This window comes from Anseongella ginsenosidimutans (assembly GCF_008033235.1).
In the GTDB taxonomy this organism is placed as follows: Bacteria; Bacteroidota; Bacteroidia; order Sphingobacteriales; family Sphingobacteriaceae; genus Anseongella; species Anseongella ginsenosidimutans.
This window is the reverse complement of sequence record NZ_CP042432.1, coordinates 3760400-3780831: the sequence shown is the minus strand read 5'-3', so window position 1 is coordinate 3780831 and position 20432 is coordinate 3760400. Positions and strand designations below refer to the sequence as shown.

The following is a 20432-nucleotide window of genomic DNA, read 5'->3' as shown; positions in this document are numbered from 1 at the left end:
AATTTGCGTTTACCCTTTCTCTTGTTAAATTTAACTGATTAATTCCTGAAATTCAATGAGGGTTACCGACAAAGTGATCATTGCCGCTTTTATGCTTCTTACTGCCTGCGACGCCGGGGAGGCCGGCAAGGTAGATAAGATGGCCGCATCCGTAAAGGAACGGTACGCGCCCGATAAAAGAACGGTTCTCTTTAATGTTTCGGCGGAAAAACAGGGAGGGCGGCTGGTGCTGAAAGGCGAAACTACTTCGCCCCTGGCAAAGGATAAGCTGTTTCATTTGCTGGACAGCGCCGGGATAGAAGTGACGGATTCGCTGCAAGTGCTTCCCGGTAATGATGTAGGGAAGAATGTTTTCGGGGTGGCGAGGCTCTCTGTTTGTAATTTAAGGGTGGAACCGGGTCATTCCGCTGAAATGGCCACCCAGGTGCTGCTGGGAACACCTCTTAAAATAATAAAGGATGAAGGAAGCTGGCTGCTGGTACAAACTCCTGAAAATTATATCGCCTGGACGCAGGAATCGGGGCTGACCCGGATGGACAGCGCAGGCTTTGCCGTCTGGCAGTCGCAGCCCAAGCTGATATATACCGCCGATTTCGGCCAGGCCTTGCTTGATCCTTCCTCCGGACAGGTCGTTTCAGACCTTGTGATTGGCGATATCCTGGTGGCTGGCGGGGAAACAGGTTCATTTTACAACGCTGTTTTTCCCGATGGGCGAACCGCCTTTATCAAAAAGGAGGAAGCACAATTGCTGGATAACTGGATAGGCAGCCTGAACCCAAGCGGAGAAAGCGTACTGGAGATCGCCCGCCAAATGATGGGCGCTCCTTATTTATGGGGTGGCACTTCCGCCAAGGGCATGGACTGCAGCGGCTTCACGAAAACGGCTTATTTCATGAACGGCATTATCCTGCCCCGGGATGCTTCGCAGCAGGTGTTTTCCGGCCTTTCGGTGGATATTTATGCAGGGGATACGGTGAGTATTGCCAGTTGCCTGCTGCATCTCCGGAAAGGCGACCTGATTTTCTTTACGAATGATCCTGCCCGGCAAAACGAGGAGAATGCGCGGATTACGCATGTGGGAATATATATCGAAAACGGCGAATTCATTCATTCTTCCGGGTTTGTTCACCGCAGCAGCCTGCTGGATACCGCTGAGAATTATAGTGAAAGGCATGCAAAAACGCTTACGAAGGCAAGAAGAATTCTGGGAAGCGGAGAAGAAAACGGAATTAGCCTGATCAACATGCATCCTTTATACAAAGGTAAATGAGAGGGGCGCCTATGCTTTAACTTGCGCTGTAATTACATGCACGAATGGGCCCTGTGATCGCCGGGAACGGTTTTTAATTAAATATCTAAATGCCTGGCATGTACCGGCTGACCGAAAAAAGCGCTTCCCTGCCGCTCAAAAGTTTCCGTGGAATTGGTAGTGTAAAACTGATATCTTCTGTTTTTGCTGCAAAGGGTTTCCATTTCCGGATGGCGCTTCAGGTAATCGGCAAGGCTTTTTGCCACGATCCTGCCCTGATCCAGTACGCGTACTCCACCGGGTAAGAATTGTTTTATCTTATTGATCAGAAGCGGGTAATGAGTGCAGGCCATCAGGATCACATCAATATAGGATGATTTTTTCAGCAGGTTGTCCATGTGCTTCTGAACAAAGTAATTGGCTCCCGGGTTGTAGTGTTCATTGTTTTCAACCAGGGAAACCCACATGGGGCAGGCTTCCTGGAAAACTTTCAGCCTGGGGAAAAATTTCCGGATTTCCATTAAATAAGAATCGGAAGCGACTGTTCCGGGCGTGGCAAGAATGCCAATATGCCCCGTAGAGGTATAATCGCCGATAACTTCCGCCGAAGGCCGGATAATTCCCAGTACCCGCCTGGAGGGATCTATTCCCGGCAGGTCGTTTTGCTGAATGGTCCTGAGCGCTTTTGCCGAAGAGGTATTACAGGCGAGGATCACCAGCTGACAGCCCATATCAAAGAGCTGCTTAACGCATTCCAGCGTATACTGATAGACAGTTTCATAAGAACGGGTGCCATAAGGAGCCCGTGCATTGTCACCAAGATAGAGATAATCGTATTCCGGCAGTTCTGAAATGATCTCCTTCAGTACGGTAAGGCCACCGTACCCGGAGTCGAATATACCAATAGGACCTTGCTTCATAGAAGGCAGAAAATTTATTATATATCGAACCTTACGCCAAGACTAAAAATTTCTTTAAACTGAATTCGTGGTTTGCCCACGTCCTCTCCATCTTTTTTAATGAGGATATCCTCATCGTAGATCAGCGCAGTTGAAAGATTGGCGCTAATCGCATTATTGACCCTAAAGATAATAGAATTATCCCAGGAAATATCAATGGACGTGGGTTTCTCGTAATCACCGAACATATCCAGTTTGCTGTTGAAAGTGATATTTTTCCCTAAACCTTTTGAAAGCCTGGCGTTTAATCCCATACCTAACTGGCTCCGGCTGTTTTTCCCCGGTTCAATGACATTGCCCGCGGTGTCCAGTACGGCTTTGTCAACTCCAAATCGGCCCTGGTCGGCCAGCTCCTGGTCCATTACCAGGGTTATTTTACCCGCTATGGGTGATAGAAGCAGCGAAAAGGCTTTGCTGGGTTTATAGTCAAGACCGAGTGAGGTGGTTACGTAGGCGGGCGCCAGGAAATTGGAAACCTTGTCCCGCTCGTTGTCCCCGTGGTAATTATAGCCGATATCAAACTGTGTTTTGAAATTAAAGAGGAAAGAAGTAAACAAGGTTTCAGTGGTCTTATGACCGATCTTTGAAGTAAACTCCAGCTTGTCTTCGCTTTTCCGGATCACGTCCAGGCCCTGGAAGCTTTGTACCCCGTATGCCGCATCGATCAGGTTTTCCCATTCATACCGGAGCGTGCTTTTCCTGAAATAAATGCTGGCAAAAGTGATCAGGTTCAGGTTGTTTTCCCCGCCCGCGGCCCAGTTCGTAAAAGAAGCCTGGCTGAAATTGAAGCCGGTAATGATCCCTTTGCGCCAAAAATATTGTGGGTATAACCATACGGGTTCTTTTCTTTCCATTGTCAAATCGGGAAGTGTTACCGGCCACTCCTCTTCATAAGTCAGCTCTGTTTCTCCCTCGAACGGAAGCGGCATCAAGTCTTCTACTTTGCCATAAGCAGTATCTGCACGCATGAATCCAGGTTCAACGGGTGTTCCGGGCGGTACCAGAATGATCTTTTCCATATTCCGGATCTGGTTGGTAACTCCTTCAATCCTCTCCGGAACGGTATCGGTAGCCAGTCCCGCGCTGTCAAGGCCTGCCGGGATCGTGTCTCCTGGCAGGTTGCCGGCAGGCAGGCTGTCTGTGACCAGGCTGTCCGCGAGGGAGCTATCTATGACGGGGCTATCGCCAGGCAGGGTATCAGCAGCTGCGCCATCTATGATCAGGCTGTCAGTACGCAGCGAGTCCGGGCCGCCGGTGGTATCGGCCTGCAGGCTGTCCGCAATTTGCCCCTGGACCGAATAACTAAAAAACAACAACAATATAAGCAGCTTCTTCACGTCTTATTTTTTTATGCAATAAAGGGCCATTCCGGCCCAAAAATACAAAATTTGTTGCATTGAGGGCAATAACAGTGCCGGAAGATCCCGGATAAAGGAAAAGCCTCCGGATGAGGAGGCTTTTTAAACAATACGAGGCTCTTATTTCGTTTTCAGCAGGTCCCTGATTTCCTCCAGCAGTTTTTCGCTGGGAGTAGGAGCCGGCGGAGCTGCGGGTGCGGCCTCCTTTTTCTTCTTAAAGCGGTTGATCCCTTTAATGACAAGGAAAATAGCCATCGCAATGATAACGAATTCAATAACAGTTTGGATGAAGGAACCATAGGCCAGCACAGGAGCAGCCGCTTCTGTGGCCGCATCCAGGCTTTCATAATCGTTACCATCCAAAGGAATGAAAAGGCTGGTAAAATCGGTGTCTCCCATTAGCAGCCCAATCGGAGGCATGATTATATCATTGACCAGCGAGGTAACGATCTTGCCGAAGGCGCCGCCAATCACTACTGCAACGGCGAGATCAACCACATTCCCTTTAAGGGCAAACTCTTTAAATTCTTTGACAAATCCCATATCCTGTAAAATTTTTGTTGCTTAAATATACGCTATTTTTGAAAGTTTCCATATTTTCTTTCCAGTTAATCCCGAGGAGAACCGGGGAACGCGTGCCCGATTTGGATGGCCCGCAGCGAGCGATGTTGATTCTCCGAACGGAGAATCGTCTGAGCGAGTCCGGGCCTTCCAAATCCCGCACGCTTGCGCGCAGCTGTTTTTTAAACTTGCTACTGCCCGAAAAGCGAATGTTAAGGAAATAACCGTCCATACATACGCGGGAAAGGAATAGTTTCCCGAACATGGGGCAGTTTGCATATCCAGGCAACCAGCCGCTCCAGGCCCAGCCCAAAGCCGGAATGCGGAACGGATCCGTAGCGCCGAAGATCCAGGTACCATTCGAACGCCTCCATCGGCAGGCCTTCGTCTTTTATGCGTTCCACGAGCAGGTCCAGGTTATCTTCGCGTTCTGAACCTCCCACAATTTCTCCGTAGCCTTCCGGCGCCAGGACGTCTACGCCTTTTACATAATCGGGATCGTTGGCCCGCTTCATGTAGAACGCTTTGATGCCGGCCGGCCAGTTATATACCATTACAGGGCTATCGAATAAACGGGTGAGTACGGTTTCATCCGAGCCTCCGAAATCGTTTCCGTGTTCAAAGGCTTTCGCTGATTCGATCCACTGCGGAATATTTTTCGAGGATTCTTCCAGGTCCTTTAGTTCGTTTTTTAATCCTGCAATTTTATTTTGATTGAAATTGATCTCTCCTTTTTTCATTCCGGGCGCCTTGATCTTTGCTTCCCGTTCCGCTACTTCAGCCTGGATATCCGTAATGCGCTGCCGCAGTTCAGCCAGGTCGTTCTCAAGGGTTTTGATCGAATTTCTTCCGTTTACATCTTTTTCGCCCCGGATGATCTTTACCGCGTCCGTATAGGACATGCGCGGAAAAGGTTTACGGACATTCTTTAACTTTTCAATATTCCGTTCGAGCAATTCCAGTTCCTCCGGGCATTCTTCGAGAATCGCTTCTACCACATACCGGAGAAATTCCTCGATCAGGTCCATATTCATATCCAGGTCGCAGAACGCTATTTCCGGTTCAATCATCCAGAACTCGGATAAATGGCGCCTCGTTTTTGACTTTTCAGCCCGGAAGGTAGGCCCGAACGTGTAAATGCGCCCCATGGCCATGGCCATCGCTTCTCCGTATAGCTGGCCTGTCTGCGCCAGATAGGCCTTTTCATCGTAAAAGTCCGTTTCGAACAGGGTAGTGGTCCCTTCTGCGGCATTGCCGGTGAAAATAGGCGAATCCATTTCGATAAATCCTCTTTCCTGGAAGAAACGGTGTATAGCTTGGATGATCCGGTTGCGGATGCGCATAATGGCCCATTGCCGGTTGGACCGCAGCCATAAATGCCGGTTATCCATCAGGAATTCCACGCCGTGCGCTTTTTTGGTAATAGGATAGTCCTGTGCCAGCTGGTATACTTTCAGATCGCTTACCCGGAGTTCATAACCGCCTACCTGGCGTTCATCCCTGCAGATCTTCCCGGTAATTTCCACGGAACTTTCCTGGGTAAGTTTATCCGCCAGGCTGAATGCTTCTTCATTGAGTTTGGAAGCATCAGCTACGCACTGGCATAAACCGGTTCCGTCCCGTAAAATAATAAATACAAGCCCCTTACTGCTGCGCTTGTTGGCCACCCATCCCCTCAGTGTCACGGTTTGTCCTTCTACGGCCGCCAATTGTTCTATGAATGCCATACTTTTATTCGATTTTTCAATTGGGGGCTAAATTATCATATTTTTTCGGCTTTTTAGATTTACCTTTGCATCAAATGCTTAGACAGAAATTACAGCAAAAGCTATTACAGAAGCTATCTCCGCAGCAAATTCAGTTTATCAAATTGCTGCAGGTGCCTACTGTTATGCTGGATGCACGCATAAAGGAGGAACTGGAGGAGAACCCCGCACTGGAGGATCCAAGCCTTCTTTCGGCGGAGAACGAAGAGGAATACGAAGAGTTGGATGAAAAGCATTCGGAGGAGAACGTCCAGGAGGAAAGGAGCGAGGAGGAATTCAATATTGATGACTACCTCCAGGATGATGATCGTTCCGATTACGCCGAAATGATGAGTTACGGCGGCGACGATGAAGAAGAGCGAAAGGAAATACCTATTGCTGTCAGCGCCTCTTTTTATGACGACCTGGAACGCCAGCTGAACATGCTGGAACTGGATGATCAGCAGTATATCATGGCCATCCAGGTAATTGGAAGCATAGATGACGACGGATACCTGCGCCGTCCTATATCTTCCCTGGTGGACGACTTGGCCTTTGGGCAGAACGTGGTGGTAAACGATGATGAAATGGAAGATGTGCTGCATATGGTGCAGCAATTTGATCCTCCCGGCATAGCCGCCCGCAACCTGCAGGAATGCCTGCTCATTCAGCTGAAGAAGAAGCGATCGGGTAATCCGGCTACGCTTACCGCCATTGAGATCGTCGAAAATCATCTCGATGAATTTACAAGGAAACATTACGATAAGCTGGAAAAGGCGTTGGGCATTAGCCCGGAAGAACTGAAGGAGGCCGTTGGCGAAATCCTGAAACTCAATCCCAAACCCGGGGATTCCGCCACGGGAAATTCCGATAAGCAAATGCAGGTGATCCCGGACTTCCGCATCACCAATAACGACGGGGAACTGGTCCTGACCCTCAACGGAAAAAATGCGCCGGATCTGCGGGTAAGCCGTTCTTACCTGGAGATGTTTGACACCTACGATAAACAGGCCAAAAAAGATAAGAAGCTGAAGGAAGCCGTGCAGTTTGTCAAGCAAAAACTGGATGCGGCTAAATGGTTCATTGATGCCATTAAGCAGCGGCAGCAAACGCTGATCAAGACGATGGAAGCCATTATGGAATACCAGTATGAGTATTTCCTGGACGGTGACGAACGAAAGCTGAAGCCCATGATCCTGAAGGATATCGCTGACCGGATCGGGATGGATATTTCTACTGTTTCCCGGGTTGCCAACAGTAAGTATGTCCAGACGGATTTCGGTACCTTCCTGCTGAAATCCTTCTTTTCCGAAGCTATACAAACCGAAAGCGGGGAAGAGGTTTCCAACCGGGAAGTGAAAAAGATCCTCGAAGAATGCATCGCCGGCGAAGACAAACGAAAACCGCTGGCTGACGAAAAGCTGACCGATATTCTAAAAGAAAAAGGCTATAATATTGCCCGCCGAACGGTAGCCAAATACCGTGAACAACTCAATATCCCCGTGGCCCGGCTGCGCAAAGAACTTTAATATCCGGCACAACACTTGCGGCTTTTCCTGTATTATGGAAAAGTTAAATCAATTGAAAGTCGCCATTCTTACCGAAAATGGTTTTGAACAGTCCGAACTTACCAGTCCGAAGCAGGCGATGGAAGAGAAAGGCATCCGGGTAGATGTGATCTCGCCCCGGGAAGGGGAAGTGAAAGCCTGGGACAAGGATAACTGGGGCATTACTGTGAAGGTGGATAAATTGCTCTCAGAGGCTCGCGCCGAAGATTACGACGGGCTTTTCCTGCCGGGAGGCGTTATGAATCCCGACAAACTCCGGCAGAATAAGGATGCGCTTGAATTTGTAAGAAGATTTCATGAAAGCGGTAAACCGATTGGCGCCATTTGTCATGGACCGCAGGTGCTGATTGACGCGGAAGTGGTAAGGGGCCGGGAAATGACCTCCTATCCGGCGCTTCGTACCGACCTTGTTAACGCGGGAGCCAACTGGGTTGACAGGGAAGTGGTCACGGACCAGGGTCTGGTAACCAGCCGGTCTCCCGCCGACCTGGAGGCCTTCAACAGCAAGTTCCTGGAAGAATTAGGAGAAGGCATCCACCAGGAAAGGATCGTATAGTCCGTTTCCTTATTTTCCTACCGCTTCCATCCAGGCATGGGCCATCAGGTTGGCGCCGGCCAGGCTGGGATGTACGCCGTCCGGTGTCCAGTAGGCGCCGGCAGCGGATTTTTCGGCCTTGTCGAAAATGCTTTGGTAGGGAATAAACGCTGCCTTGAATTCCTCAGCGATCTCCCGGGCAGCAGCGCGGTATTCATCAAATTCAGGATACCAGCTGTCGTCGACCGCCTTCACGTCTTTAACGGCAAAGGGTTCGCCGATCACCAGCTGTACATCTGGTAATTGTTCAAGGGTCCGGTTGAGAAGTGCGCGGTAGTCGTCCCGGTAAACCTTGACAGTGCCGTCGTATTTCCCATTATGTTTGTGCCAGTAATCGTTTACGCCGATAAGGATGCTGAGTACATCAGGCTTCAGGCTCAGGCAGTCCACTTCCCAACGTTCAGCCAGCTGGTAAACTTTATTCCCGCTGATGCCTTTATTATAAACGGAAAGGTTTTTCCCGGGATACTGGTAAAGCAGTTCGCAGGCAGCCAGGTAGGCGTATCCTCTACCCAGCGCGTTGCCGTTGTTGGCGGACGTTGCGTCTTTGTCCCTTCCTGCATCGGTAATGGAATCTCCCTGGAAAAGTACGACAGCGCCTTCTTTCAGGGAAACCCGGGGCGCAGAAGATACCTTGTTCCCTGCGGAAAGACCGGCCCTTCCGATGGAGGGCATTGCGGCCAGCATCCCTGCAATTGAAGCTTTCTTTAAAAAGTCCCTGCGCATTAAATCGTATTTTTCGTTCATTTCTCTTGTTTTATTAGTTGAAAGGGCAATCTACAGATTTTTAATAATTTTTTCCATTACCTCCATCCCCGCATCGATGTCTTCATTTTTCATGATAAGAGAAGGGCGGAAGCGGATGGTCCGGCTGCCGCAGCCAAGGAAGAGTACCTGGTTTTCAAGGCCTTTTTTAATAAATTCATTCCGCATGGCCGTATCTGGCAGATCGAAGGCATTCAGAAGGCCCCGGCCCCGGACATTGCTGACCTTATCCGCGCTTCCGGAAATAGCGAGTAGCTTATCGTGCAGGTAGCTGCCCGTTTGGGCGGCGTGGTCGCACAAGTTATCTTCTTCAATGATCTGCAATACTTTTGATGACCGGACCATGTCCGTGAGGTTGCCTCCCCAGGTGGAATTAATGCGGGAGGGAACCCGGAAAACATTGGTTTCGATCTCATCGATCTTCGGTCCGGCCAGGATACCGCAGACCTGCATCTTCTTACCGAAGGCGATAATATCCGGCCGGGCGTTTTCCCCGAAATGTTCATGGCACCAGAATCTACCTGTGAGGCCCACCCCGGTTTGCACTTCGTCATAAATAAGCAGGCACTCATTTTCATCGGCCAGCCTGCGAAGTTCTTCAAAAAATTCGACGCGCAAATGAATATCGCCGCCTTCGGAGAGAATAGGCTCAACAATAATGGCGCATATGTCGTCCGGGTTGTTCTTAAATGCCAGTTTTATTTGCCGGATGGCCAGTTTTTCTTTTTTTAGCAAGGCTTCATACCGTTCGTCGGTAAACGGGAATTCGACGCCTGGCGTGGTGATCCGCGGCCAGTCAAACCGGGCATACCATTTGGTCTTATCCGGCAGCGTATTGGTAAGACTCATTGTATAGCCCGAGCGTCCGTGAAAGGCTTTTTCAAAGTGGATGACTTTCGTTCCCTTTTCGCTGAGATGCCCCTTTTGAAAGTTCTTCTGCACCTTCCAGTCCATAGCTGCTTTCAGGGCATTTTCTACGGCTAATGCGCCGCCTGCAATAAAAAATGCATGAGGCAAGTAATCAGGAATGCCGACACGTGAAAAAGTATCGACAAATTCGGCATACTGCTGAGTGTAAATGTCAGAATTTGAGGGGTTGGTGAGCGCGGCAAGCAGGAGATTTTTTTTAAACGTTTCATCATTCACCATACCGGGGTGGTTATAACCCAGGGGCATGGATGCAAAACAAGTGAAAAAATCCAGTATACTTCGATCGTGCGCAGAATCGTACAGGTGAACGCCCTGGCTTCTTTCCATGTCCAGAACAAGGTCGTATCCATCGGCCTGGACGTATTTCTTTAAAGTATCTCTTACATTTTCAGGCTGGATATCAAGCTGGTACATTGTTGATTTTTGAATGGGTGTTCTCCAAATATATAAAATAATCCTAATTTCCGGCAGGGTTTTCACCAGCAGGGCCGCCCCATTTTTCTTTCATTCCCAGTAAGCCGAAAAGCCCGCCCGTATGAAGGGCCAGCAGGGTGCTGCCAGCCTTAAAATAGTTTTCTTCGGCAAGCCGGAAAATAGCATACATCATTTTCCCGGTATACACGGGGTCCAGGAGCAAGCCATGCCGGCGATGAAAATCCTGCAGCCAGCTGATAAAGGGCCGGGGAGCTTTGGCATACCCGCCCTGGTGGAAATCAAGGTGCAGCCGGAAAGGATGACCGGTATTCGCCGCATCCCGGATATCATTTTCAAGAAAGGAAGCATTTTTAAGTACGGCAATACCTTCGGCCCAGGCCGTCATTTTTCCGGCCGCTATTCCGCGTACGATACCAGCCAGCGTGCTGCCCGTACCGCAAGCGGCAAAGATGTGATCATAAGGACGGGTCAGTTCCCCTATTAGTTCGGCGCAGCCTTTTATCGCCAGCGGAGAGCGGCCGCCTTCATCAATAAAACAGGCGGAAGGATTCCCGTGAAAGTACTCCCTGAATAGTTCCGTTTTCTTTTCCCGGTAAATTTCGCGGCTGGTGAAAATCAGCTCCATTCCAAATTCCCTGCATAAAAAAAGCGTATTGTTCTGCGGCTGCACTTCCTCCCCCCGCACGAACCCGGTGCTTTTAAAACCGTATTTCGCTGCCGCTGCGGCAAGGGCCAGCAAGTGGTTCGAATAGGCGCCCCCGAAACTAACCAGGTGGTCTTGCCCTTTCAGACGGGCATTTTCCAGCTGGTACTTCAGCTTACGCCATTTATTCCCCGATATGAACGGATGGATCATATCATCGCGCTTAACAAACAGCCGCAAACCTTTCGCTTGCAGCCGGGCATCAGCCAATTCTTCTTCAGGACTATAGATCGGAAAGTCAGTCACGCCGGGAAATTAATGAATTTTATACTTTTCAGCCATCGTGAATTGCAGAAGACTATCTTTGCGGCATGGTAAATGATCAGGAACTGTCCGGGCAGGTTAACCAGGAGCTGCCTGGGCAGGAGGAGGATAATGACCTTTATGAGCATCATCGTTTGACGGTTGATCCGGGGCAGTCATTGCTGCGGATCGATAAATTCCTGACGCTGCGTTTACAAAATGTTTCGCGCAACCGCATACAGAATGCCGCCGACGCCGGCAGTATCCTGGTGAACGGTAAGGCGGTTAAACAGAGTTACCGGGTAAAGCCGGGAGATGTGATTTCCATCGTCATGGCTTACCCGCCCCGTGATACCGAAGTTTATCCCGAGGATATTCCGCTGGATATCGTGTATGAGGACGATGAAGTGATCCTGGTGAATAAACCGGCGGGCATGGTGGTGCATCCCGGCTATAATAATTACCACGGCACCCTGGTAAACGGCTTGTTGTACCATGCGGGATTCCGTACTGACGAAGACGGCAGCCTCCCGCAGCTTCCCGGAAACGAGGGCAGGCCCGGCCTTGTCCACCGGATTGATAAGGATACCTCGGGATTGTTGCTGGTGGCCAGGAAAGAACTGGCAATGACCTTTCTGGCGAAGCAATTCTTTGATCATACGATCCGGCGCAGTTACCTTGCCCTGGTCTGGGGCGACCTGGAAGGCGAAGGAACGATTTCAGGTTATATCGGCAGGTCTGTGAAGGACCGTAAGGTGATGCAGGTCTACGATTCGGAAGAAAAAGGGAAATGGTCGGTAACCCATTACCGGGTACTGGAACGATTTCACTTTGCCACCCTGATAGAATGCCGGCTGGAAACGGGAAGAACCCACCAGATTCGCGCGCATATGAAATACAAAGGGCATCCTCTTTTTGGTGATACAGCGTACGGCGGCAGCCAGATCCTGAAGGGGGAGGGCATGGCTAAGTTTAAGTCTTTCGTGCTGAATTGTTTTCAGATAATGCCCCGGCAGGCGCTGCATGCGCAGAGCCTTGGTTTTATTCATCCGGCTACACGGAAAGAGTTGTTTTTCCAGGTGGAGCCGCCTGCGGATTTTTTCCATGTACTGGACCGCTGGCGTAAATATGCCGCCGCGGGCAGAATTTAATCCCGGTCGCGACGTTGTTATTGAAATTAAAACGCTAATCAGTTCATGTCTTCAGCTACATTTATAAATTATAACGGAAAGATAGTAAATGCCTCTGAGCCTCTTTTTACCTCCGGAAACCGCGCGTTCCGGTACGGTGACGGGCTGTTTGAAACGTTGCGGATGATCCGGGGGGAATTACCCCTGCTCGAAATGCATGCCCGCCGCCTCCAGGCGGGAATGAAAATCCTGAAATTTGATAATTACCAGGCCATGGACGCCGGGCAAATGGAAAGCCAGATCAGCCTGCTGTCAAAAAGCAATAAAATATTTTCGAACGCGCGCATCCGTTTCAGTGTCTACCGGGATGCGGGCGGATTGTACACTCCTGTCCACAATGGGTTTGCTTTTGTGGTGGAAATGCAACGCTTAGAGGAACAAAATTACGAGCTGAACAAAAAAGGATTGCTCATTGATATTTTTCCCGACATCCGGACCGAGTTTAATTTGCTCTCCCCCTTTAAGACCATTAACAGCCTTCCCTATGTGTTGTCAGGCGTTTTTAAAAAGGAGCATAAACTGGATGAGAGCGTATTGTTAAGCGCCGGCGGCCATATCAGCGAAACAACTGCTTCCAATATTTTCCTGATCAAGAATAAGACGCTCTTTACGCCCGAACTAAGTACGGGATGCATTGACGGGATCATGCGCCGGGTAGTATTAAAACTTGCCGCAGAAGGCGGACTGCAGGTGCAGGAAACATTATTGCCGCCCGACAGCCTGAAGGCCGCCGATGAAATTTTTCTTACCAACACGGTAAGAGGAATTCAGTGGGTGGTGGGTTATAAGGAAAAGCGATATTTTAACCGGGTATCGAAATCCCTGAACGAGGCCCTGAATGAATACATGGTGCGCATGTGGGCCAGTTCGAAACTTTAAAGGCTTGATATTTGTTTCTTAACAAGAAAACGCGAAAGAAAATTATGGAAACTATTCTTGTTAAGCCGAAAGACAAAGCAGAAGAGCAGCTCGTTAAGGATCTGATAACGCGTATGAATATAGAAATGGAATTGCTGAACGAGGCGCGTACGACAGAGACCCGGGAAAATGATTTTGCTTCCGATTTTGAACTCAATGTGGAAGAAGTAAAGACCCGCTGGCCCCGGATGAAAAATCTGCAGCGCACCCGTGAACTTCTCTATGAACTCATGCGAAGCGGCTATGCCAGGCTTCAGAAAATTTAAGGGGTATCAGGACGTCCGCTTGACTTTCCATCTTCTGTGCGACCACAGCCAGTCTTCCGGGCTCTCCCGTATGCATTTTTCAAGGGCAGTTACATGCGCTTTGGTTATCTCGTATTCGCTGGTAGCCTTAGGATCTTCAAATAACAATTTATAAGTAACCGTATACCGCCCTCTTCCAACCCGTTTCATATCACAGAACATCACCACGCTATTATTCATTTTAGCGATCTTCTCAATACCCAGGAATACGGCTGTGTCCTGGTTCAAAAAAGGGGTCCAGTAAACGGCGTCCTGCTGAACCGGTGTCTGGTCAGCGGCAAAAACGGCCATATAAGACTGCCCCCGGTAACTTACAAGCGTTCGCAAAGTTTGTTTCATTGACACAAGTACCGCTCCTGTCCTGGAGCGCATCCGGAAGAAAAGCCGGTCAAACCAGGGGTTGCTGAGCGGTTTGTAAATAACAATGGAAGGGTGGGAAGAGGCCATTCCCTGGCTAAGGCAGGCCCATTCCCAGTTTCCGAAATGGCCTACCGCTATCGCAATTGATCTTCCCTGTGCATAATATTTCTCAGCAAATTCCAAATTGGTCATTTGAAAACGTTTCTTCAAACTTTCGGGAGAAATGGTCAGCATCTTTACTGTTTCCAGCATAATATCCGCCAGGTTCCGGTAAAACCGGGCAGCAATTCGTTTTCTTTCTTCTTCGGACTTTTCGGGAAAGGAGTTCCGGAGGTTTTCCATCACCACCTTCTTGCGGTAACCGGCGACCCTGTAGAGCAGGAAACAAAAAAAGTCGGAAAGGAGGTAAAACAAGGGGAAAGGCAGCAGCGAGATGCCGTACAAAAATGGAAATGCAAGGTAGTAGCTAAGCCGCTTCATCCGCTTTTTTCTCTTATTTTTACCGCAATGATACAAAAAACAATTCTCCCGCTATGTTACCTACCCCCAATAAGCTGGTTTTCGGCTTATGTCAAGGGACAGCAGGGAGAAATTCTCCTGGAAAAGCAGGAACATTTTCCCAGGCAAACCTACCGGAACCGTTGTCATATTCATTCGCCCAATGGCTTGCTTGCCCTGAGCATCCCTGTGCAAAAAGGAGCGGGGGATCATACCCCCATCAAAGATGTGCGTATCAGCCCTCATCATCCCTGGCAAAAAATACATTGGCGGTCACTGGAAGCAGCCTACAGAAGTTCTGCTTTTTTTGAATTTTATGAAGACGAACTGGCTCCATTTTACGAAGGGAAATTTGATTTCCTCATTGATTTTAACGAGCAGCTCCTGGAGCTGGTTTTGAAATGGATGAAAGTCAGTAGCTCGCATGATTATACCACGAGCTACCTTAAAGAATATCCTTCTTCCGTATTTGATTACCGGGATCTTATTCATCCGAAAAAGGCGCCGGTTTCTGTTCCGGAACCTTATTACCAGGTGTTTTCCGACAGAAATGGTTTTTTGCCCGACCTCAGCATGATTGACCTCCTGTTCAACTACGGAAATAAAACTATGGCCATGATCCTTGAATAATCCGGCTGAAAATTGTTAATATTGGCGTCTGAAAGGAAGTTTTGAAAGGAAATACCATGGATGAAATCCGCCACGACTGGAGCAGGGAAGAAATTACGGCAATCTATCAAACCCCCTTACTGGAGCTGATCCTGCAGGCTGCCGACGTCCATCGCCGTTTTCATGAATTAGGCGAAGTCCAGATAAGCAGCCTTATTTCCGTTAAAACCGGCGGCTGCCCGGAAGATTGCGCTTATTGCCCGCAAGCGGCCCGTTATCATACCGATATTCATGTTCACGGCATGATGAAAGTAGATGAAGTGCTGGAAAAAGCCCGTAAGGCCAAAGCAGCCGGCGCTTCCCGCATGTGCCTGGGCGCCGCCTGGAGAGAGGTACGAGATAACCGTGATTTTGACAAGGTCATTGACATGGTCAAGGCCATTAACCAGGAGCAAATGGAAGTTTGCTGCACCCTGGGCATGCTCAATGAGGAGCAGGCGCAGCGCCTTGCCGAAGCAGGGCTATACGCGTACAACCATAACCTGGACACTTCCGAAGAAAACTACGATAAGATCATCACCACCCGCACGTACGAGGACCGCCTGAACACCCTGGAACATGTCCGGAAAGCCAATATCACCGTTTGCAGCGGCGGCATTATCGGAATGGGCGAATCAGACGAAGACCGGATTGGTATGCTGCATACCTTGTCGAACCTTCCGCAACACCCGCAGTCTGTTCCCGTGAACGCCCTGGTCCCCGTAAAAGGGACGCCGATGGAAAACCAGCCCCGGGTACCCGTGCAGGATATGGTCCGTATGGTAGCCACCGCCCGCATTATCATGCCCGGCTCTGTAGTCCGCCTTTCTGCCGGCCGCACCGAAATGGGTTTAAGCGAACAAGCCCTGTGCTTCCTCGCCGGAGCCAATTCCATTTTTGCCGGCGACAAGTTGCTGACCACCCCCAACCCTGAGTTCAACGAAGACATGCAAATGTTTGACATTCTTGGCCTTCGCCCCCGCAAAGCCTTCAAGGAACGAAATGAAAGTGAGGAAGTGAGCGTTCTGCCCCAGGAATAAGTTTAGCGCTTTAAGTTTAGGCTTAACAAAGTACTGCAGCTGCAAGCAAGTGAGGTATTCAGGTCACTTCAGCTCAAAGGGATCCATGTCCCTGAGAAAGGGGAACATCCGCCTTGCTTTGGTGACGACTTCCCGTTCAAGGAAAATAGTGGACACATCTTCTTCCCAGGCTTTTTGGTAAAGAACATTTCCTGCAGGATCGATTACCTGGCTGTCGCCGGAATGGGAGAAGCCGTTACCGTCATCGCCAACCCGGTTCAGGGCTGCCACATAGCAAAGATTTTCGATGGCTCGCGCACGCGAAAGCGTTTTCCAATGTTCAGCACGCTTTTCAGGCCAGTTGGCGATATTGATATACAGATCATAGTTCTCCGTATTGCGGCACCAGGCAGGGAATCGCAGATCATAGCAGATCATGGGGCAGACCTTCCATCCCTTTATCCCGGTGATCAGCTTTTTGCTCCCTGCCGTATAGTATGAAGTTTCCTCTCCCAGGCCGAACAGGTGCTTTTTATCATAGGTTTCACAGGCGCCGTCCGGCCGCATCCAGATCAGTCGGTTGAAATACCGGCCCTGGTCGCGGACAATAATGCTGCCGGTGATGACCGCATTCAGGCCACGTGCTTTTTCGGCCATCCACTGAGTGGTTAGCCCGCCGGGAGCTTCCGCCAGTTTTTCCGGCCGCATGCTGAAGCCGGTACTGAACATTTCAGGAAGGATCACCAGGTCCGTCGTATTTTCCAGGCCCTTTAGCTTTTTATCAAGCATAGCCAGGTTGGCCGGGATGTTTTCCCAGTGCAGGGAAGTCTGAATTAACGTAATGCGAAGATTGGCCATTTGTTCAAATATAATGAAACCCTGCCTTAGGGTGTGTATATTTGGTCGGAACCTTTATCAAAACACTAGAAAGAAATGTCAATATATACCAAAGAGGGGCGGCTGTTTATCGTCCTGGGATGCTTTTTTGTGGCCAATGCCATCGTGGCTGAATTTATCGGGATCAAAATATTTACGGTGGAGGGGACGCTGGGGCTGCCGCCCCTGGATATGACGATCTTCGGGTTTGAAAACCTTTCTTTCAATATGTCGGCGGGAATTCTGAACTGGCCCATCGTATTCATCATGACCGATATTATAAATGAGTATTACGGGAAGAAAGGGGTGAAGTTTTTATCGTTTCTGGCAATTTTCCTGATCGGGTATGCATTTTTGGTAGTGGGGCTGGCAATCTGGGTGAAGCCGGCGGATTTTTGGTCCGAAAATAACGGCTTCGATATGAATCTTGCGTTTAATAGTGTATTCGGGCAGAGCCTCTGGAATATTTTCGGCTCTATTACCGCTTTCCTGATAGGGCAGCTTGTGGATGTGGGTATTTTTCACCGTATCAAGAAATACACGGGAGAACGCATGCTTTGGCTGCGCGCTACGGGGTCTACGGTGGTGTCGCAGATGGTGGATTCTTTTGTTGTCACATTTATCCTTTTTTACTGGAACCCGAATTTCGCCTGGACCTTCGACCGGGTGCTGGCGATCGCTTCGGTAGGGTATTTTTATAAATTCCTGATCGCGGTGCTGATCACACCGGTTCTGTACATCGTACATCGCATTATTGATGCTTACCTGGGAAAGGAATTATCCCAGAAAATGGTGGCGGAAGCCACAGAGAAGTAGCGCTGCAGGGGCCTTCAGCGCCATGTTAGTGTGGCAAATACTAGGAACTTATTTCTTCTCTCGGATGTAATTTTTTCATGGGCTCGTGTTCCTCGTGGGCGCTGACATGATATTTTTTCCAGGAAAGCAGCAGGCGGTACACGGCGATCATCTTAGTTTTTGTTACAAGGAATACAAATATCGTGGTGAGGATCGTGGAGAAGAGGATTATAGAGAAGGTGAGGGTCATAATGGTGCGTCCGCCGGGAATGCCTTCCTGGTAGGGAAGCGTGGCCAGTACGGCGCAGCCAAGGCCCTTTGGGATAATGGTTGACATGAGGGAAATATCAAGCAAGGGGGTTTTCCTTGTGTTTACAGACAGCCTGACAACAGGAATGCGGACCAGGAAGAGGAGCAGCGTGAATCCGAGGCCGTACAAGACCAGGTTCATATCGTCCAGCTGTATGGACAGACCAATGTAAATAAAGAAAAAGGTGCGCAGCAGGAACACGATCTCGCTGAAAAAATTCTTCTCCGTTTGGTTCAGCTCAATAGGCTCCTGTTCAATGTACTGTTTTATAATTGGCGGGCGAAGGTATTTGACGTTGCCCAGGGTGATGCCGAACGCCAGCGCTGCGATGGCGCCGCTGAAGCCGAGGATTTCCACAATGCCGAAAACGACAAAAACGAAAGCAGGGGTCGTAAAAATACTGTTTTGCAAGTTCCGGATATAATGGAGCAGGATGGACCACAAAAAGGCGCCAAGGCAGCCGGCCATGATGGCAAAGAGAAAAGAGGCGATGATCTTTCCGGTGATGGAACCGACATTCAGGGCATTGGTTTGATAAGCCTGCATCAGGGCAATGGGGATAGCCAAAGTGAGTACGTCGCTCAATGCGCTTTCCATGACCAGGATGGCGGAGGTTTCCTGCCGCACCTTGAATTGCCGGATCAGCGTGGTAACGACGGCGGATGATGTTCCTCCCAGGATGGCGCCCAGCATAACGGATTGCAGCAGCGGAAGGCCGATGAAATAGTAGGCAAGGGGCGTGAGGATGGCCACGGTCCCTAAAAAGTTCAGTAAAGTAATGCCTGCGATGCCTTTGAGCGATTTTTTGAGACAATCGAACTGCAGGTCGGTGCCGCTTTCGAAAAGAATGAAGACCAGCACAATGGTGGTGAAAACAGGCCCAATCTTACCAAAATCCTCCGGCTCTACAATGCCCCACCAGGGGCCCAGGCATATCCCCATCAGGAAGAGCCAGAGTACATCCGGTATGGTGTAGCGGCTAAAGATCCCCTTGAAATAATGGGAAAGGAAGACGATCAGCCCCAGGGTAACGATCACGATTGCTGTTTGCATGCTTCAGCATTAACAAAATAGAAAATGGTGTAAAAGTTAGGGAAAATATTTTTTTATCTATCATTTTCCACAGTATTTTAACGCAAAAATTAGCGCTTAAATTATGGCTAACTCCTGGTTCCGTTTCAAGCAGTTTATCATTGAGCAGGATCGTTGTGCCATGAAAGTAGGAACGGACGGAGTGTTGCTGGGCGCGCTCGCCGGAACATTTTCCGGGGAACCGGGCCTTTCCGTGGCCGGGGGCAATATCCTGGATATCGGGACGGGCACCGGGTTGGTCGCCCTCATGCTGGCGCAGAGAAGCGCCGCGCAAATAGATGCGGTAGAAATTGAAGAAGCGGCGGCGGGCCAGGCTGCGGAAAACGTTGCCCGCTCGGACTGGGCGGAACGCATCCAGGTAATTCACGCCGACTTTCGTGATTTTTACCGTTCCTGCGATAAGAAATATGATCTCATTGCCAGTAATCCTCCTTATTTTCGGAACTCGCTAAAACCGGTAAAGGAAGAAAAAGCCCTGGCGCGGCACGGCAGCAACGAATTTTACCGCGAACTGGTAAATGGAAGCATGCGGCTGCTCCAACCCTGGGGCAGGTGCTGCCTGATCCTTCCGGCCGGTGCGGAGAAAGACCTGCTGCTAATGGCCGGCGAAGAAAACCTGTATCTGCAGCAGGGACTGACCATTCGCTCGAAACCCGGCGAAAAGGCCATCAGGCGATTGCTTACCTTTGGGAAAACTAAGACGCAGCCGCTTGAAAAAGAGCTGGTTATTTATGAAAGGGAGGGGCGGTACACACAGGATTTTGCTGCATTGGTAAAACCTTATTATTTAAATCTATAATATTATTTGAATGCGAATTGGCTTATTATCGGATACACACAGCTATTTAGACCCGGCTATTTTTACCCATTTTGAAGCATGTGATGAAATATGGCATGCGGGCGACTTCGGGAACATCCGCCTGGCCGATGAACTTGCAGCCTTCAAACCGCTGAGAGGAGTATTTGGAAATATCGATGGGGCGGACCTTCGCGCAGCTTATCCGGAAACAGCCATCTTTTTCTGTGAAGAGCTGAAAGTAGTGATGAAACATATCGGCGGGTACCCGGGAAGGTATGCGCCGGGAGTAGGATTGTCACTGAAGGAGGAACGGCCCGGTTTATTTATCTCCGGGCATTCGCATATTCTGAAAGTTATTCACGACAAGCAACTGGGGCTCCTTCATATAAATCCGGGGGCGGCAGGCAAGGAAGGCTTTCATAAAGTACGCACAATTACCCGTTTTTCTGTGAGCGGTACACGAATTCATGATCTGGAGGTAATTGAGTTGCTCAAGACATAAAATTTTTCC

The 20432-nt window shown here is 49.5% G+C and carries 21 protein-coding genes; 11 read left to right on the top strand and 10 right to left on the bottom strand.

From position 1 onward, the window contains the following. Nucleotides 1-55: 55 nt before the first annotated feature. Nucleotides 56-1270: a C40 family peptidase gene (locus tag FRZ59_RS15925; protein ID WP_132129880.1), complete on the top strand. Its 1215-nt coding sequence runs from the start codon at nucleotides 56-58 to the stop codon at nucleotides 1268-1270. A gap of 77 nt (nucleotides 1271-1347) precedes the next feature. Here the strand turns inward: FRZ59_RS15925 and murI are convergent, their stop codons facing one another. The 4 genes from murI to FRZ59_RS15905 all read right to left on the bottom strand — a co-directional run bounded on the left by murI (nucleotide 1348) and on the right by FRZ59_RS15905 (nucleotide 5854). Continuing rightward, nucleotides 1348-2169 carry a glutamate racemase gene (gene murI / locus FRZ59_RS15920; protein ID WP_132129881.1) on the bottom strand — a complete coding sequence of 274 codons (822 nt, stop codon included), beginning with the start codon at nucleotides 2167-2169 and terminating at the stop codon, nucleotides 1348-1350. A gap of 17 nt (nucleotides 2170-2186) precedes the next feature. Next, the gene (locus FRZ59_RS15915; protein WP_132129882.1) at nucleotides 2187-3545 is read right to left on the bottom strand and encodes a DUF3078 domain-containing protein; all 1359 of its coding nucleotides are present in this window, start codon (nucleotides 3543-3545) and stop codon (nucleotides 2187-2189) included. A gap of 141 nt (nucleotides 3546-3686) precedes the next feature. Beyond that, on the bottom strand, nucleotides 3687-4109 hold the full coding sequence (mscL, locus tag FRZ59_RS15910) for a large-conductance mechanosensitive channel protein MscL (protein ID WP_132129883.1): 423 nt from the start codon (nucleotides 4107-4109) through the stop codon (nucleotides 3687-3689). A 230-nt stretch (nucleotides 4110-4339) separates the two neighbouring features. Beyond that, the gene (locus FRZ59_RS15905) at nucleotides 4340-5854 is read right to left on the bottom strand and encodes an asparagine--tRNA ligase (RefSeq protein WP_132129884.1); all 1515 of its coding nucleotides are present in this window, start codon (nucleotides 5852-5854) and stop codon (nucleotides 4340-4342) included. A 74-nt stretch (nucleotides 5855-5928) separates the two neighbouring features. On the opposite strand from FRZ59_RS15905, the gene rpoN reads away from it, so the two are divergent. Continuing rightward, a complete protein-coding gene (gene rpoN, locus FRZ59_RS15900; RefSeq protein ID WP_132129885.1) occupies nucleotides 5929-7401 on the top strand; it encodes an RNA polymerase factor sigma-54 in 1473 nt (490 codons plus the stop codon). Between the two features lie 34 nt (nucleotides 7402-7435). Beyond that, nucleotides 7436-7996 carry a type 1 glutamine amidotransferase domain-containing protein gene (locus tag FRZ59_RS15895; protein ID WP_132129886.1) on the top strand — a complete coding sequence of 187 codons (561 nt, stop codon included), beginning with the start codon at nucleotides 7436-7438 and terminating at the stop codon, nucleotides 7994-7996. Between the two features lie 9 nt (nucleotides 7997-8005). On the opposite strand, the gene FRZ59_RS15890 is transcribed toward FRZ59_RS15895, so the two are convergent. Genes FRZ59_RS15890 through FRZ59_RS15880 form a run of 3 tightly spaced genes read right to left on the bottom strand, consistent with a single transcriptional unit; the run spans nucleotide 8006 to nucleotide 11114 of the window. Next, nucleotides 8006-8782 (bottom strand): SGNH/GDSL hydrolase family protein, encoded by a 777-nt coding sequence (locus tag FRZ59_RS15890; protein ID WP_132129887.1) that lies wholly within the window; start codon nucleotides 8780-8782, stop codon nucleotides 8006-8008. A 30-nt stretch (nucleotides 8783-8812) separates the two neighbouring features. Then, entirely contained in the window at nucleotides 8813-10144 is a 1332-nt protein-coding gene (lat, locus tag FRZ59_RS15885) for an L-lysine 6-transaminase (RefSeq protein WP_132129888.1), read from the bottom strand. A 43-nt stretch (nucleotides 10145-10187) separates the two neighbouring features. Further along, nucleotides 10188-11114, bottom strand: coding sequence for a 1-aminocyclopropane-1-carboxylate deaminase/D-cysteine desulfhydrase (locus FRZ59_RS15880; protein WP_132129889.1), 927 nt, complete (start codon nucleotides 11112-11114; stop codon nucleotides 10188-10190). A 65-nt stretch (nucleotides 11115-11179) separates the two neighbouring features. Between FRZ59_RS15880 and FRZ59_RS15875 the strand changes: the two genes are divergently transcribed. The 3 genes from FRZ59_RS15875 to FRZ59_RS15865 are packed head-to-tail and all read left to right on the top strand — an operon-like array spanning nucleotide 11180 to nucleotide 13485. Then, complete coding sequence (locus FRZ59_RS15875) at nucleotides 11180-12262, top strand: RluA family pseudouridine synthase (RefSeq protein ID WP_132129890.1); 1083 nt, start codon at nucleotides 11180-11182, stop codon at nucleotides 12260-12262. 45 nt (nucleotides 12263-12307) lie between these two features. Continuing rightward, nucleotides 12308-13180 (top strand): aminotransferase class IV, encoded by an 873-nt coding sequence (locus FRZ59_RS15870; protein WP_132129891.1) that lies wholly within the window; start codon nucleotides 12308-12310, stop codon nucleotides 13178-13180. Nucleotides 13181-13224: 44 nt separating this feature from the next. Beyond that, nucleotides 13225-13485: a hypothetical protein gene (locus FRZ59_RS15865; RefSeq protein ID WP_132129892.1), complete on the top strand. Its 261-nt coding sequence runs from the start codon at nucleotides 13225-13227 to the stop codon at nucleotides 13483-13485. Between the two features lie 6 nt (nucleotides 13486-13491). Here the strand turns inward: FRZ59_RS15865 and FRZ59_RS15860 are convergent, their stop codons facing one another. Next, on the bottom strand, nucleotides 13492-14400 hold the full coding sequence (locus tag FRZ59_RS15860; protein ID WP_262709603.1) for a lysophospholipid acyltransferase family protein: 909 nt from the start codon (nucleotides 14398-14400) through the stop codon (nucleotides 13492-13494). On the opposite strand from FRZ59_RS15860, the gene FRZ59_RS15855 reads away from it, so the two are divergent. Further along, nucleotides 14392-15012: a WbqC family protein gene (locus FRZ59_RS15855; RefSeq protein WP_132129894.1), complete on the top strand. Its 621-nt coding sequence runs from the start codon at nucleotides 14392-14394 to the stop codon at nucleotides 15010-15012. The genes FRZ59_RS15860 and FRZ59_RS15855 overlap by 9 nt on opposite strands. A gap of 56 nt (nucleotides 15013-15068) precedes the next feature. Next, entirely contained in the window at nucleotides 15069-16070 is a 1002-nt protein-coding gene (gene bioB / locus FRZ59_RS15850; RefSeq protein WP_132129895.1) for a biotin synthase BioB, read from the top strand. A gap of 63 nt (nucleotides 16071-16133) precedes the next feature. On the opposite strand, the gene FRZ59_RS15845 is transcribed toward bioB, so the two are convergent. After that, nucleotides 16134-16907: an amidohydrolase gene (locus tag FRZ59_RS15845; RefSeq protein ID WP_132129896.1), complete on the bottom strand. Its 774-nt coding sequence runs from the start codon at nucleotides 16905-16907 to the stop codon at nucleotides 16134-16136. Nucleotides 16908-16982: 75 nt separating this feature from the next. Here FRZ59_RS15845 and FRZ59_RS15840 point away from each other — a divergent pair, with 75 nt between their 5' ends. Continuing rightward, entirely contained in the window at nucleotides 16983-17741 is a 759-nt protein-coding gene (locus FRZ59_RS15840; RefSeq protein ID WP_132129897.1) for a queuosine precursor transporter, read from the top strand. Nucleotides 17742-17781: 40 nt separating this feature from the next. Here the strand turns inward: FRZ59_RS15840 and FRZ59_RS15835 are convergent, their stop codons facing one another. After that, complete coding sequence (locus FRZ59_RS15835; protein ID WP_132129898.1) at nucleotides 17782-19083, bottom strand: cation:proton antiporter; 1302 nt, start codon at nucleotides 19081-19083, stop codon at nucleotides 17782-17784. A 103-nt stretch (nucleotides 19084-19186) separates the two neighbouring features. Here FRZ59_RS15835 and FRZ59_RS15830 point away from each other — a divergent pair, with 103 nt between their 5' ends. Both FRZ59_RS15830 and FRZ59_RS15825 read left to right on the top strand, forming a co-directional pair. Next, nucleotides 19187-19921 (top strand): tRNA1(Val) (adenine(37)-N6)-methyltransferase, encoded by a 735-nt coding sequence (locus FRZ59_RS15830; protein WP_132129899.1) that lies wholly within the window; start codon nucleotides 19187-19189, stop codon nucleotides 19919-19921. A 10-nt stretch (nucleotides 19922-19931) separates the two neighbouring features. After that, complete coding sequence (locus tag FRZ59_RS15825; RefSeq protein WP_132129900.1) at nucleotides 19932-20423, top strand: metallophosphoesterase family protein; 492 nt, start codon at nucleotides 19932-19934, stop codon at nucleotides 20421-20423. Nucleotides 20424-20432 lie beyond the last annotated feature (9 nt).

Bases quoted from the DNA above. Each gene is read 5' to 3' on its own strand.
- FRZ59_RS15925 (WP_132129880.1), top strand. From the start codon at position 56: ATGAGGGTTACCGACAAAGTGATCATTGCCGCTTTTATGCTTCTTACT.
- murI (WP_132129881.1), bottom strand. From the start codon at position 2,169: ATGAAGCAAGGTCCTATTGGTATATTCGACTCCGGGTACGGTGGCCTT.
- mscL (WP_132129883.1), bottom strand. From the start codon at position 4,109: ATGGGATTTGTCAAAGAATTTAAAGAGTTTGCCCTTAAAGGGAATGTG.
- FRZ59_RS15905 (WP_132129884.1), bottom strand. From the start codon at position 5,854: ATGGCATTCATAGAACAATTGGCGGCCGTAGAAGGACAAACCGTGACA.
- rpoN (WP_132129885.1), top strand. From the start codon at position 5,929: ATGCTTAGACAGAAATTACAGCAAAAGCTATTACAGAAGCTATCTCCG.
- FRZ59_RS15895 (WP_132129886.1), top strand. From the start codon at position 7,436: ATGGAAAAGTTAAATCAATTGAAAGTCGCCATTCTTACCGAAAATGGT.
- FRZ59_RS15890 (WP_132129887.1), bottom strand. From the start codon at position 8,782: ATGAACGAAAAATACGATTTAATGCGCAGGGACTTTTTAAAGAAAGCT.
- lat (WP_132129888.1), bottom strand. From the start codon at position 10,144: ATGTACCAGCTTGATATCCAGCCTGAAAATGTAAGAGATACTTTAAAG.
- FRZ59_RS15875 (WP_132129890.1), top strand. From the start codon at position 11,180: ATGGTAAATGATCAGGAACTGTCCGGGCAGGTTAACCAGGAGCTGCCT.
- FRZ59_RS15870 (WP_132129891.1), top strand. From the start codon at position 12,308: ATGTCTTCAGCTACATTTATAAATTATAACGGAAAGATAGTAAATGCC.
- FRZ59_RS15865 (WP_132129892.1), top strand. From the start codon at position 13,225: ATGGAAACTATTCTTGTTAAGCCGAAAGACAAAGCAGAAGAGCAGCTC.
- FRZ59_RS15855 (WP_132129894.1), top strand. From the start codon at position 14,392: ATGATACAAAAAACAATTCTCCCGCTATGTTACCTACCCCCAATAAGC.
- bioB (WP_132129895.1), top strand. From the start codon at position 15,069: ATGGATGAAATCCGCCACGACTGGAGCAGGGAAGAAATTACGGCAATC.
- FRZ59_RS15845 (WP_132129896.1), bottom strand. From the start codon at position 16,907: ATGGCCAATCTTCGCATTACGTTAATTCAGACTTCCCTGCACTGGGAA.
- FRZ59_RS15840 (WP_132129897.1), top strand. From the start codon at position 16,983: ATGTCAATATATACCAAAGAGGGGCGGCTGTTTATCGTCCTGGGATGC.
- FRZ59_RS15835 (WP_132129898.1), bottom strand. From the start codon at position 19,083: ATGCAAACAGCAATCGTGATCGTTACCCTGGGGCTGATCGTCTTCCTT.
- FRZ59_RS15830 (WP_132129899.1), top strand. From the start codon at position 19,187: ATGGCTAACTCCTGGTTCCGTTTCAAGCAGTTTATCATTGAGCAGGAT.
- FRZ59_RS15825 (WP_132129900.1), top strand. From the start codon at position 19,932: ATGCGAATTGGCTTATTATCGGATACACACAGCTATTTAGACCCGGCT.